Raw genomic sequence first — 12,675 nt, 5'->3', positions numbered from 1 at the left:
TATGAACGGTGTGCGGGCCCGCGTCCTGTCGACGGTGGCCGGTCAGCTCGGTAATCCCCACGGCCTGCTCGGGCGCGGCGTCGCGGTGGTGCTCAACCGCGCGAACAAGCGCGCCATCGAGGCCGCGGTGGCGGCCGCCGCGATCCGGCCCGGCCAGACCGCGGCCGACCTCGGATTCGGCGGCGGCGCAGGGCTTTCCCTGCTGCTGGCGCGCATCGGCAACAGCGGCACCGTGCACGGCGTGGAGATCTCACCGGACATGCTGACCCGGGCCAGGTCCGCGTTCGCGCGCGAGATCACCGCGGGCCGGCTGCGCCTTTCCGAGGGCTCGCTCACCGCGTTGCCGCTCGCGGACCACAGCCTCGACGGCGCGATCACGGTCAACACCATCTACTTCGTGGCGGACCTGGACGCGGCCTGCGCCGAACTCGTCCGGGTGGTGCGACCGGGCGGACGGATCGTCATCGATATCGGCGATCCGGACACCATGGCGAAGATACCGTTCACGCCTTACGGTTTCCGGCTCCGCCCGGTGGCCGAGGTGATCGCCGCCCTGGAGCAGGCGGGCTGTACCGTGGACCATCAGCAGATCGCGACACAGCCGATTTCCTATCATCTGCTGATCGCCACGCCCTGACCGCACCTACATCAACGCACCGCCGTCGATCCGGATCTCGGTGCCGGTCATATAGCGGCCGTCCTCCGACGCGACCATCGCCACCACGCCCGCGATGTCCTCGGGACTGCCGAGCGCGCCGCCGTTGAGCCAGCCGGTCATCCGGGCGAACAGCTTGTGATCGAACCCTTCCGGCTGGTCGAGGATGGACTTCGTGGTGATACCGCTGGTGATCCCGGCGGGCACGATGTTCACCGCGCGCAGCCCCTGCTTGGCGTACTCCAGTGCGATGGCGTGGGTGAAGGCGTTGACGCCGCCCTTCGACGCCGCGTACGCCGCGAGGTAGGGCGCCGCACTGAACGCCGCGGTCGAGGAGAGGTTCACCACCACGCCGTGCCCGGATTCGAGCAGGGCGGGCAGCGCGGACTGGGTCATCAGAAAGGTTCCGGTGAGATTCACCGAGAGCACCTGATTCCACACCTCCAGCGGCATCTCGTGGGTGCGCGCCGGGCGGAGGATGCCCGCGCCGTTCACCAGCACGTCGAGCCCGCCGAGGAATTCGAGCGCCGCGCCGGTCGCGGTACGCACCGAGTCCGGGTCCGCGACGTTCACCGCGACGGTCCGCAGCCGCTGCGCCGCGTCACCCGCCTTCTCCGCCGTGGCCGCCAGGCCCGGCTCATCGATATCGGCGGCGACCAACTGCGCCCCCTCATCCAGCAGCCGCAGGGCGATGCCCTGTCCGATGCCGGATCCAGCTCCCGTCACCACCACGCGGCGGCCGTCATATCTGCGCATGTCAAGAATTAGAACAGGTTCTCATTGTGAGTCAAGACACTTCGGTCCTCCCATTTCCCGAACACAAAACTGAAACACGTTCTAGTGTGGACCCATGCCGCACGACGCGTTCCAGCCGGCCGAGCTCGGGCCGGTTCAGCTGCGCAACCGGATCATCAAGGCCGCGACGTTCGAGGGACGCACGCCCGACGCCTTGGTCACCGACGAACTCATCGCCTTCCATCGCGCGGTCGCCGCGGGCGGCGCGGGGCTGACCACCGTCGCGTACTGCGCGGTCGCGCCGGAGGGTCGCACCGACCGGCACCAGATCTGGATGCGTCCCGAGGCGGTACCCGGACTGCGCAAGCTCACCGACACGGTGCACGAGGCAGGCGGCGCGGTATCGGCGCAACTCGGCCACGCGGGCCCGGTCGCCAACGCGGCGTCCAATCGCGTGCCCGCGCTCGCGCCGAGCCGGCAGTTCAGCCCGATCAGCCTGCGCCTCACCCAGTCCGCGACCGGCGCGGACATCCGCCGGATCATCGCCGCGCACGCCCGGGCCGCCCGCCTGGCGGTCGAGTCCGGATTCGATGCCGTGGAACTGCACTTCGGCCACAATTATCTGATCAGCTCGTTCCTCAGCCCGGCGCTGAACAAGCGCTCCGACGAGTACGGCGGCACCCTGGTCAACCGGGCGCGGCTGGCTCGCCAGACCGCCGACGCGGTGCGGCAGGAGGTCGGCGGCGAGATCGCGGTGCTGGCGAAGTTCAACATGGACGACGGGGTGCCCCGCGGTTTCCGCGGTGACGAAAGTCTGGCCGTCGCACGGTGGCTCGCGCAGGACGGCAACCTCGACGCGCTCGAGCTGACGGTCGGCAGTTCGCTGCGCAATCCGATGTATCTGTTCCGGGGAGACGTGCCGCTGCGCGAATTCGCCGACCAGTTCCCGCAGCCGCAACGGGCCGGGATCCGGTTGGCCGGTCGCCGCTTCCTGCGCACCTATCCCTTCCACGAGGCCTACCTGCTCGACGAGGCGCGCCGCTTCCGCGCCGAACTCGCGCTGCCGCTGGTCCTGCTCGGCGGCATCGCCTCGCGCTCGTCGATCGAGCTCGCGATGGCCAACGGATTCGAGTTCGTCGCGATGGCACGGGCGCTGCTGCACGATCCCGGCCTGGTCGGGCGGATGAGCGCCGAGGCGGCCGAGGTCTCAGAGTGCACCCACTGCAACCGCTGCATGCCGACCATCTACCGGGGCACCCGCTGTGTCCTGACCACCCCGGCCTGACGTCGCTGTACGAAAAGGGCCCCGGATCCACGGATCCGGGGCCCTGGCGTTCGTGCTGTCGCTCAGTTGATCTCGCGGATCGCCCGCTCGGACAGCTCGGCGGCACGCGGACCGACCGCGGCCGCGAATTCCTGCAGCGCTTCACCTTCCAACGCGATGCCGGCGACGTCGTTGCGGATGCAGCCGTTGGCCACCGGGACCCGGTCGAACCGGTCCTTCATCCAGGACATCACGCGCGGCTGCGCGGTGACGAAGAGGCTGTAGCCCTCGTTGGCGTGCGTGCGGTTGTACTCCACGCGCGCGTCCGGATCCGCGCAGTAGGTGTCGACCAGCTTGTTGACCGGGCCGACCGGCGCCACCCAGTCCGGATTGGACTGGTAGATGAACATCGGCATCTTGGGCACGCTCTTGCCCATCTTCACCTTCTCCAGCACCGCGGCGGGCACCGGCTCACGCGTGACGTCCGGGGAGTCGAACAGTCCCTTGATATTGAGGAACGGGAACATCGTGCTCACGTTCCAGCCCATGCACATGTTGCTCTGCGGTCCGACCATCGCTTTGCCCAGCGGATTCATGTGCTGGTCGAAATACTCCTGCAGTTCGGGATATTCGCGGGCGACACCGAGCACGCCCGAGTAGATGAGCCCGGCAGCCAGCTGGCTGTTCGCCAGATCGACCATCGCCGTCATATCCGCGGGAACGCCACCTTCCGCGACGCCGACGATATTCAGTTCGGGGGCGTACTGTTCTTTCATTTCCGCGGCCCAGCCCGCGGCAATGGCGCCGCCCGAGTTACCGATCAAACCGACCATCGTGTCGGCGCCCCGATCCAGCGACATCTGCGCGAAATTCTCCGCAGCGCGCACGCCGTCCAGGGTCACCATTCCGGCCAGCGGCCCGGCGCCGAACGCATTCGCGGGTCCTTCGTGGTCCGGCAGCGAAACCGCCCAGCCCTGTGAAATCGCGTACAGCGGAATCAGCATTTCGCTGTCCGGGGCGAACGTGCCGCGATAGTTCGACGGCACGGTGGCCTGCTGCACCGTCTGCGACGGCGCGCAGTGCGGTGCGAGCGAGTCCTGCGGCAACTGGTAGGAGATCATCCGATCCGGCTTGCTGCCACGCGGTTTCAGCACCGTGGTGATCGCGGCGATGGGCTCGTTGCGCGTGTTGGTCGACCGGTAGGACAGCTGCCAGGCGTCCACGTCGAGCGGCACCAGGGAGAAGAAGGACGGCACCATTTCCCGGGCCGCGATGATCTCGCCCGGCTCCTTCGAGGCGACCAGCTCGGCGGGCGGATAGTAGAACGACGGATCATGCCCCTGGAAGCGGCCGAGTATCCCGTGATCGTGCCACGGCGTCGCCGGCGGCACCGGAAACGGCAGCTGCGGATACACCGGGTAAGGCCCTTGCTGCCCAACGGGTTCCGGTTCGGCTGCCGCGAACCCCGCGGCCGCCGCCTGCACGGCCACCGCCGCGGTAGCCGCCAGCGTCACGATTAATCGGCGCCGCGACCCTGTTCCGAGCACATTCATACGCGATCCTTCGCAGTAGGAGAGTGGAACATTTCTGGGAAGATCCACGAACGGCGTCACATTTCGCGCACGCAGAAGACACGAGTGACGCGTAAGCGTTGGGGAAACGCCCGATTCGGGATAGTTTCGCGGGCGAGCATAGCGCCGCCACCACGAAACCCCGTGCAATGAATCGAAGAATTATTGCGTTTCGCCGAAAATCAGTTCCCACTTTCCCCGTTCCCCGACATCCCTTGGAAGCAAACGCCGCCCCACACCACCAAAACGTTTGTCCACCCGCCCATCAGACCGCCATGAAGTATTCCCCTCCACAACGAGGCCCTACCGCCACACAGCTGAGAGTGATTGCCTTGCACGGGCGCAGAGTGATAGCCCCCAGAGACGAACAGTGACAGTCCCCCAAAGTCGCAGCGCTTCATCGCGAGAGCGACTGCCCAGCGACAGAGACCGACAACCCACTTCATCGCGAGAGCAACAGCCCCCTCAGGACGGCCAGTGATAGCCCCACACCACAAAGAGTGACGACTCCAACGCAAACCACACTGAAGGCTCCCCCGACACGCGCCCCAGCACCACCAGCGGGGCCGCCCGGACAACGCCGCCACCACGAACAACGCCGCACCCCCAACACGAAACGCACCCACCCCGCAAACCCCGGACGCGTAAACAACACAGGAATGGGGGTTCGGGGCAAAGCCCGCCGAGCGGGCGTGGGGGCTGCGCCCCCACAAAATACGAGTGAAACGAGCAAGGCCCATGCTCTCCATGAGCATGGGCCTTGCACGAGTGCAACGGGTGGGCGAAGGGGGACTTGAACCCCCACGTCCCGAAGGACACTGGCACCTGAAGCCAGCGCGTCTGCCATTCCGCCACTCGCCCGAGCGACTCCGAGACAGTATCACGCACCACGCGCGGACACGAAATCGTGCTTGTCGGCTGGTGACGCGGGGGCTGGACAAGCCGGGGAACCTGCTGATCGCGCCAAGAGTTACAGGTGTGGACGATCGTGGATATCATGCAATGAACGTGCTCAATACGCGACACGCCATATCCGCGTGTCGTTGTTACGGATCCGAAGAACTGACGCTCACCGAAGGGAGGCCGAGATGGGCATCGTTTCACGGTTCGAGCGTCGTCTGCAGGGCGCCGTCGGTGACGTGTTCGCTCGGGTGTTCGGCGGGAACGTCGTGCCGCAGGAGGTGGAGGCGGCGCTGCAGCAGGAGGCCGCCGATCATGTCCAGGAGCTCGGCGGCGGACATCTGTTGGCGCCCAACAGCTATGTGATCACGATCAATTCTTCGGATCACCAGCAACTGGATGCCGATCACGACCTCACGACCCGCGCGTTCGCCAAGCATCTGCAGGATTACATCCGGGAGCAAGGGTGGCAGACCTACGGCGAAGTACACGTGGCTTTCGAGGCATCACCTACGCTGCACACCGGACAGTTCAGGGCAAGCGGCCGGGTCGACCCGGACATCGGTCGCCGAGCTACACCAGCTCACAGCCCCGAACCCCCGCCACAACGACCTGATAACCCGCAACCAGGAGCTGGCCCCATGACGCAGAACTCAGGCTACGACCCGAGCCGTGAGCCCGCGGAGTCCGATCCACGCAACCGCGGGTACGCCCCACCGCCTGCTGGTCGCGGCGGTCCGCAGAACGGCGCGTACCGCGAGGACTACGGTCGTGGCGCTGCACCGTATGGTTCGGCCGACTATCAGGCGCCGGACGCGCAGCAGGGGTATGGCGAGTACCAGAACGGCTATGACTACCAGCAGGGTGGTCAGGCTTACGGTCAGCCGGGCTATCAGGAGCCGGGGTACGGCCAGCAGCCGGGCTATGCCGATCGCGCTTACGGTCAGCAGGGTTACCAGGAGCCCGGCTACGGCCAGCAGGGCTATCAGGAGCCCGGCTACGGCCAGCAGGGTTACCAGGAGCCGGGGTACGGCCAGCCGGGTTACGGCCAGCAAGGCTATGGCGATCAGGCGTACGCGGATCCGGCGTACGGCCAGCAAGGTCAGGGCTACGCCCAGCCGGGGTACGGCCAGCAGGGCTATGCCGAGCCGGGTTACGGCGATCAGGCCTACGCCGAGCCGGCTGCGTACGGCCAGGACGACCAGGGCGGTTACGGCCAGGCCTATTCGCAGCAGCCGGGGTACGGCCAGCAGCCGGGCTATGGCGCCGCGCCGGCGTACGGCGCTGCCCCGCAGGCCGGTTCGGGCTATTCCGCGACTCTTCAGCTCGACGACGGCAGCGGCCGCACCTACCAGTTGCGCGAGGGCAGCAACATCATCGGCCGCGGCCAGGACGCGCATTTCCGGCTGCCCGACACCGGTGTCTCGCGCAGGCATATCGAGGTCCGCTGGGACGGTTCGACCGCGATGCTGTCGGATCTGGGTTCCACCAACGGCACGCTGGTCAACGGTTCGCCCGTGCAGGACTGGCAGCTCGCCGACGGGGACGTCATCCGCGCCGGGCACTCCGAGATCCTGATCCGTATCGTCTGATCCCGTAAGCTCGCGATGCCGGTCACGACTTGGCCATCAGGGATTCGTCGGTCGTATCGTGATCGAAATCGACCTTCGGCCCTATGATGCTGCCAACACACGCACGGCACCGGATACCGGGGTCGGCAAGACCAGCATGCTGGTGGGGGTGGTCGAACCGCACCTACGGCACCGACATACACGGTCGAACAGGAGGTGGAGCGCCGTGCAGGGACTGATCCTGCAACTGACCCGTGCGGGGTTCCTTCTGCTGTTGTGGTTGTTCGTGTGGGCGGTGCTGCGCACCTTGCGCAGCGACATCTACGCGGCATCCGGCATTCGGATCCAGCCCAGGGCCGCACGCGGTTCCGCGGTGCTGCCCTCCTTCAGCCGGGGCCAGAAGGGCGCCAAATTTCTTGTGGTGACTCAAGGTTCACTCGCCGGCACCCGCATCTCGCTAGGCACCCAACCGGTGCTGATCGGGCGTGCGGACGATTCCACGCTGGTGCTCACCGATGACTACGCCTCGACCAGACACGCGCGACTGTCTCCCCGCGGCGACGATTGGTACGTCGAAGATCTCGGTTCGACGAACGGCACCTATCTCGATCGCGCGAAAGTCACCACCGCCGTGCGGGTTCCGCTCGGCACTCCGGTCCGTGTCGGCAAAACAGTGATCGAGTTGCGATCGTGACACTCGTTCTCCGCTACGCAGCGCGCAGCGACCGCGGTCTCGTCCGAGGCAACAACGAAGACTCCGTCTACGCGGGCGCACGGCTGCTCGCGCTCGCCGACGGCATGGGCGGCCATGCCGCGGGCGAGGTGGCCTCGCAGCTGATGATCGCCGCGCTGGCGCATCTGGACGACGACGAGCCGGGCGACGATCTGCTCGGCAAGCTCGACACGGCGACGCGGGAGGGCAATGCCGCGATCGCCGATCAGGTCGAGGAGGAGCCCGAGCTGGACGGGATGGGCACCACGCTCACCGCGATCCTGTTCGCGGGCAAGAAGCTGGGCCTGGTCCATATCGGTGACTCCCGCGCCTATCTGCTGCGCGGCGGCGAGCTCGCCCAGATCACCAGGGACGACACGTTCGTGCAGTCGCTGGTCGACGAGGGCCGGATCACGCCCGAGCAGGCGCACACCCATCCGCAGCGTTCGCTGATCATGCGCGCGCTCACCGGCAACGAGATCGAGCCGACGCTGATCATGCGGGAGGCGCGCGCGGGTGATCGCTACCTGCTGTGCTCCGACGGCCTCTCCGATGTGGTGAGCGACGAGACCATCGCGAACACCATGCGCGAGGGTTCCACCGACGAGTGCGCCGACCGGCTCATCGAGCTCGCGCTGCGCAGCGGCGGCCCGGACAACGTCACGGTGGTCGTCGCGGATGTGATCGATCTCGATTACGGCCAGAGCCATCCGATCGTCGCCGGTGCGGCGTCCGGGGTGGACGAGGACACGCCACCGCCGAATACCGCGGCGGGCCGGGCGGCGGCGATGCGTCCGCCGCGCGCGGCACCGCGCCGGGCGGCGGCGGCACCGGAGCCGGAGGCCAAGGGCAAGTCGCACAAGCTGCGCTGGATCATGCTCGCGGTGGCGCTGGTGGTCGCGGTCAGCGTCGGATTGCTGGTCGGCTACAAGATGATTCGCAGCAACTACTACGTCGGGGCCGACAACGGCTCGGTGGTGATCCTGCGCGGGTTACCGGGTTCGGTGCTCGGCTACTCGATCCACGACGTGAATCAGGTTGGCTGCGTCACCAAGACCGGTGAGCTCTCGCTGGTGAATCCGGGCGCCGATCTGCCGTCGGCGTGCAAGCAGCTGAAGGTCACCGATCTCAAGCAGACCGGCCGCGAGCAGGTCGGCCGTGGTCTGCCGCCGGGCTCGCTGGATCGCGCCAAGGAGCAGATGCGCTCCATCGCGCAGGGCGAGCTGCTGCCGCCGTGCCCGGTGAAGGAGTCGGTGCCGCAGCCGGGTGTGCTGCCCCAGCCCGCCGATCCGCAGCCGCCGTTGCCCCCGGCCACCAGCAGTGCCCCCACCACCACCGTCGAGCCCGCGCCGGGCCCCGGTGATGCGCGCCCCACACCGACCAAGTCGGAGGCTCCGGTTCCGCCGTCGACCACGTCGTCGAACCCCCAGATCGCGGGGGAGAACTGCCGGGTGACGGACTGATGTCCGCACCGGCACCGCCGTCCGCTGGGGCTTTTCCCAGTCCTCCCGGCGGCTTCGCTCCCGCGCCCCCGCCGAGCACTCGACGCAATGTCGAACTGTTGCTGCTGGCGGGCGCGGCAGTGATCACCACGGCCGCGCTGTTCCTGGTCGAGGCCAGTCAGGAGCAGTCGCTGACCTGGGATATCGCCAAATACGGTGCCGCCTATCTCGGTTTGTTCGGCGTGGCGCATCTGGCGGTGCGCCGGTTCGCCCCGTTCGCCGACCCGCTGCTGCTGCCGATCGTCGCGCTGTTGAACGGGCTCGGCCTGGTGCTGATCCACCGGCTCGACCTGGCCGATCAGCAGACCGCGGTCTACAACTCGTGGTCGATGCCCTCCCCCGACGCCAACAAGCAGATCCTGTGGACCGGTCTCGGCATGGTGGTGTTCGTCGTGCTGCTGATCGCCCTGCGGGACTACCGCACGCTGGCGCGCTACAGCTACACCCTCGGGCTGGTCGGGCTCGTCGCGCTGGCCATGCCCGCGCTGCTGCCGAGCCGGTTCTCCGAGATCAACGGCTCCAAGAACTGGATCAAGGTGCCGGGCTTCAACATTCAGCCCGCCGAGTTCGCGAAGATCCTGCTGATCATCTTCTTCGCCTCGGTGCTGGTGGCCAAGCGCGACCTGTTCACCGCGGCCGGCCGGCACCTGCTCGGCATGGAGTTCCCGCGCGGCCGCGACCTCGGTCCGATCGTGGTGGTCTGGATCGTCTGCGTCGGGGTGCTCGTCTTCGAGAAGGACCTCGGCACCTCGCTGCTGATCTTCGGCACGGTGCTGGTGATGCTCTACATCGCCACCGAGCGGGTGGGCTGGCTGATCATCGGCGGCGCGCTGCTCGGCCTCGGCTTCGTGTTCGCCTACCAGACCTTCGGGCACGTCCAGGTCCGCACGCAGACCTGGCTGCACCCGTTCGACGACTACAACAACACCGGCTACCAGATCTCGCAGTCGCTGTTCGGCCTGGCCACCGGCGGTCTCGCGGGCACCGGCCTGGGCAGCGGGCGCCCCAACCAGGTGCCCTTCGCCAAGACCGACTTCATCATCACCACGATCGGTGAGGAACTCGGGCTGATCGGGCTCACCGCGGTGCTGGTGCTGTTCCTGGTGTTCATCGTGCGCGGCCTGCGCACCGCGCTCGCCGTGCGCGACAGCTTCGGCAAGCTGCTGGCGGCCGGGCTGGCGTTCACCATCGCCATCCAGTTGTTCGTGGTGGTCGGCGGTGTCACCAAGCTGATCCCGCTCACCGGCCTCACCACGCCGTTCATGTCCTACGGCGGTTCCTCGCTGCTGGCCAACTACGCGCTGCTCGCGTTGCTGATCAAGGTTTCCGACGCGGCCCGCGCGCCCGCGCCCGCCCGCAAGAGCGTGCCCGCCGCGCCGATCGCGGACGCGACGACCGAGTTGCTGCGCAAGCCCGAGGGCGGCCGACCGGAAGCGGGGCCCGCGACATGAACACTCCCCTACGCCGGGTCGCGATCGCCGTGATGGTGATGATCGTCGCGCTGCTGCTCAACGCCACCTACGTCCAGGTGATCAAGGCCGACGATCTACGCACCGATCCGCGCAACAACCGCGTGCTGCTCGACGAATACTCGCGCCAGCGCGGGCAGATCTCCGCGGGCGGCACCGTGCTGGCGAATTCGGTCGCCACCGACGACCGCTACAAGTACCTGCGCACCTACCCGACCTCGCCGGAGGCCTACGCCCCGGTCACCGGGTTCTACTCGATCCAATACAAGACCACGGGACTCGAGCGGGCCGAGGACTCGGTGCTCAACGGGTCGGACAGTCATCTGTTCGGGCAACGGCTGGTCGACATGGTGTCCGGCCGGGATCCGCGCGGCGGCAACGTGATCACCACGCTCGACCCGGCCATGCAGCAGGTCGCCTACGACCAGTTGACCAGCAAGGGTTACACCGGTTCGGTGGTGGCGATCGAGCCGAGCACCGGCAAGATCCTCACCATGGTGTCCACGCCGAGCTACGACCCCAACCTGTTGTCCGGGCACGACGGCGCGAGCGGCACCAAGGCGTGGGAGGAGCTCAGCGCCGACGAGCGCCAGCCGATGCTGAATCGCGCTGTCTCGCAGACCTACCCGCCGGGTTCCACGTTCAAGGTGGTGGTCACCGCCGCGGCGCTGGCGAACAACGTCGCGACGCCGGAGGACCAGTTCACCGCGGCGCCGAACATCACGCTGCCGGGCACCAGCACCACGCTGGAGAACTACAACGGCAGCAACTGCGGCCCCGGCCCGACCGCCTCGCTGTACGACGCGTTCCGGCTCTCGTGCAACACCGCGTTCGCCGAACTCGGTGTCAAGGTGGGCGCCGCGAACCTCAAGGACGAGGCAGCCGCCTTCGGTATCGGTACACACCGCGATATCCCGATCCCGGTCGCCGAGGGCACCGTCGGCCCCATCTCGGACAACGCCGCGCTGGCCCAGAGCAGCATCGGACAGCGCGACGTGGCACTGACGCCGCTGGACAACGCGGTGATCGCCGCGACCGTGGCCAACGGCGGGGTCCGGATGCAGCCGTACCTGGTCGACCAACTGCAGGGACCCGACCTCAGTGAGTTGTCGAAAACCAAGCCGGTCTCGGTCGGCCAAGCGGTCAGCGCACAGGTAGCGTCTTCGCTGACGAATCTGATGATCGCCTCGGAAAGCAACACCGCCGGAGGTAACAAGTCCCGCTATCAGATCGCTTCCAAGACCGGCACCGCCGAGCACGGCAGCGATCCCCGCAAAACCCCACCGCACGCCTGGTACATCGCCTTCGCGCCCGCCCAGAATCCGAAGATCGCCATCGCGGTGGTCGTGGAGAACGGCGGCGATCGGGCGCTGGCCGCGACCGGCGGTTCGGTGGCCGCGCCGGTCGCGCGTGCGGTGCTGGACGCCGGTCTGCGAGGGGGCTGAACGAGATGGATGTGCGAGTGAAGGTACGGGGATGCTGAACAACGGTGCGATGATCGCCAACCGCTATCGGCTGCAACGGCTGATCGCGACCGGCGGCATGGGCCAGGTCTGGGAGGCGCTGGACACCCGGCTGGATCGCCGGGTGGCGGTCAAGGTGCTCAAGTCGGAGTTCTCCGCCGACCCGACGTTCCGGCATCGGTTCCGCACCGAGGCCAAGACCACCGCCCAACTGAACCACCCCGGGATCGCGGGCATCTACGACTACGGCGAGACCACCGACCCGCAGGGCAGTGAAACCGCCTACCTGGTCATGGAACTGGTGCAGGGCGAGCCGTTGAACACGGTGCTGAACCGGCTCGGCCGGCTCTCCGTCGGCCAGGGGCTCGACATGCTCGAGCAGACCGGGCGCGCGCTCGACGTGGCGCACCGGGCCGGAGTCGTGCACCGGGACGTGAAGCCGGGCAACATCCTGGTGACGCCGACCGGTCAGGTGAAGATCACCGACTTCGGCATCGCCAAGGCCGTGGACGCCTCGCCGGTGACCAAGACCGGCATGGTGATGGGCACCGCCCAGTACATCGCGCCGGAGCAGGCGGTCGGCGAGGACGCCACCGCCGCCAGCGACGTGTATTCGCTCGGCGTCGTCGGCTACGAGGCGCTGGCCGGGACCCGGCCGTTCAGCGGGGACGGCGCGATCACGGTCGCGATGAAGCATGTCCGCGAGGCGCCGCCGCCGATGCCCGGCGATCTGCCCGGCAACGTGCGCGAGCTGATCGAGATCACCATGGGCAAGGACCCGAACCTGCGCTACGCCAGCGGCGGCGAGTTCGCCGACGCGGTGGCCGCGGTGC

General features: G+C 67.7%; 10 protein-coding genes and 1 tRNA gene. 8 read left to right on the top strand and 3 right to left on the bottom strand.

The features are described from left to right. The first annotated feature begins 1 nt into the window (after position 1). Positions 2 to 637, top strand: a complete 636-nt coding sequence (locus tag NBRGI_RS00685) for a class I SAM-dependent methyltransferase (protein WP_029892283.1) — start codon at positions 2 to 4, stop codon at positions 635 to 637. Between the two features lie 6 nt (positions 638 to 643). Here NBRGI_RS00685 and NBRGI_RS00680 read toward each other — a convergent pair whose 3' ends face one another. Continuing rightward, positions 644 to 1,411, bottom strand: a complete 768-nt coding sequence (locus tag NBRGI_RS00680; protein ID WP_029892282.1) for an SDR family NAD(P)-dependent oxidoreductase — start codon at positions 1,409 to 1,411, stop codon at positions 644 to 646. A 94-nt stretch (positions 1,412 to 1,505) separates the two neighbouring features. Between NBRGI_RS00680 and NBRGI_RS00675 the strand changes: the two genes are divergently transcribed. Further along, positions 1,506 to 2,675, top strand: a complete 1,170-nt coding sequence (locus NBRGI_RS00675; protein ID WP_029892281.1) for an NADH:flavin oxidoreductase — start codon at positions 1,506 to 1,508, stop codon at positions 2,673 to 2,675. 62 nt (positions 2,676 to 2,737) lie between these two features. Here NBRGI_RS00675 and NBRGI_RS00670 read toward each other — a convergent pair whose 3' ends face one another. Next, positions 2,738 to 4,207, bottom strand: a complete 1,470-nt coding sequence (locus NBRGI_RS00670) for a lipase family protein (protein ID WP_228836711.1) — start codon at positions 4,205 to 4,207, stop codon at positions 2,738 to 2,740. 796 nt (positions 4,208 to 5,003) lie between these two features. After that, positions 5,004 to 5,086 (bottom strand) — tRNA-Leu (locus NBRGI_RS00665). Between the two features lie 227 nt (positions 5,087 to 5,313). Between NBRGI_RS00665 and NBRGI_RS00660 the strand changes: the two genes are divergently transcribed. The 6 genes from NBRGI_RS00660 to NBRGI_RS00635 all read left to right on the top strand — a co-directional run. Beyond that, positions 5,314 to 6,717 carry a DUF3662 and FHA domain-containing protein gene (locus NBRGI_RS00660; RefSeq protein ID WP_029892279.1) on the top strand — a complete coding sequence of 468 codons (1,404 nt, stop codon included), beginning with the start codon at positions 5,314 to 5,316 and terminating at the stop codon, positions 6,715 to 6,717. A gap of 205 nt (positions 6,718 to 6,922) precedes the next feature. Then, positions 6,923 to 7,390 carry an FHA domain-containing protein FhaB/FipA gene (locus NBRGI_RS00655; protein ID WP_014980860.1) on the top strand — a complete coding sequence of 156 codons (468 nt, stop codon included), beginning with the start codon at positions 6,923 to 6,925 and terminating at the stop codon, positions 7,388 to 7,390. After that, a complete protein-coding gene (locus tag NBRGI_RS00650) occupies positions 7,387 to 8,871 on the top strand; it encodes a PP2C family protein-serine/threonine phosphatase (protein ID WP_029892278.1) in 1,485 nt (494 codons plus the stop codon). The genes NBRGI_RS00655 and NBRGI_RS00650 overlap by 4 nt, the downstream gene beginning before the upstream one ends. Beyond that, the gene (locus NBRGI_RS00645; protein ID WP_036556868.1) at positions 8,871 to 10,361 is read left to right on the top strand and encodes an FtsW/RodA/SpoVE family cell cycle protein; all 1,491 of its coding nucleotides are present in this window, start codon (positions 8,871 to 8,873) and stop codon (positions 10,359 to 10,361) included. The genes NBRGI_RS00650 and NBRGI_RS00645 overlap by 1 nt, the downstream gene beginning before the upstream one ends. After that, a complete protein-coding gene (locus NBRGI_RS00640; protein WP_029892276.1) occupies positions 10,358 to 11,824 on the top strand; it encodes a peptidoglycan D,D-transpeptidase FtsI family protein in 1,467 nt (488 codons plus the stop codon). Before NBRGI_RS00645 ends, NBRGI_RS00640 begins: the two co-directional genes overlap by 4 nt. 31 nt (positions 11,825 to 11,855) lie before the next feature. Then, the coding region (locus NBRGI_RS00635) for a serine/threonine-protein kinase (RefSeq protein ID WP_036556863.1) at positions 11,856 to 12,675 on the top strand (820 nt) is incomplete at its 3' end.

The sequence above is a fragment of the Nocardia brasiliensis IFM 10847 genome, from assembly GCF_000710915.1.
In the GTDB taxonomy this organism is placed as follows: Bacteria; Actinomycetota; Actinomycetes; order Mycobacteriales; family Mycobacteriaceae; genus Nocardia; species Nocardia brasiliensis_A.
Note: the sequence above shows the minus strand (reverse complement) of the source record. Positions and strands in the feature narration are given on the sequence as shown.

What these genes read in the sequence shown, in the direction of transcription:
- NBRGI_RS00675 (WP_029892281.1), top strand. Translation starts at nt 1,506, where the DNA reads ATGCCGCACGACGCGTTCCAGCCGGCCGAGCTCGGGCCGGTTCAGCTG.
- NBRGI_RS00645 (WP_036556868.1), top strand. Translation starts at nt 8,871, where the DNA reads ATGTCCGCACCGGCACCGCCGTCCGCTGGGGCTTTTCCCAGTCCTCCC.
- NBRGI_RS00660 (WP_029892279.1), top strand. Translation starts at nt 5,314, where the DNA reads ATGGGCATCGTTTCACGGTTCGAGCGTCGTCTGCAGGGCGCCGTCGGT.
- NBRGI_RS00640 (WP_029892276.1), top strand. Translation starts at nt 10,358, where the DNA reads ATGAACACTCCCCTACGCCGGGTCGCGATCGCCGTGATGGTGATGATC.
- NBRGI_RS00685 (WP_029892283.1), top strand. Translation starts at nt 2, where the DNA reads ATGAACGGTGTGCGGGCCCGCGTCCTGTCGACGGTGGCCGGTCAGCTC.
- NBRGI_RS00680 (WP_029892282.1), bottom strand. Translation starts at nt 1,411, where the DNA reads ATGCGCAGATATGACGGCCGCCGCGTGGTGGTGACGGGAGCTGGATCC.
- NBRGI_RS00670 (WP_228836711.1), bottom strand. Translation starts at nt 4,207, where the DNA reads ATGAATGTGCTCGGAACAGGGTCGCGGCGCCGATTAATCGTGACGCTG.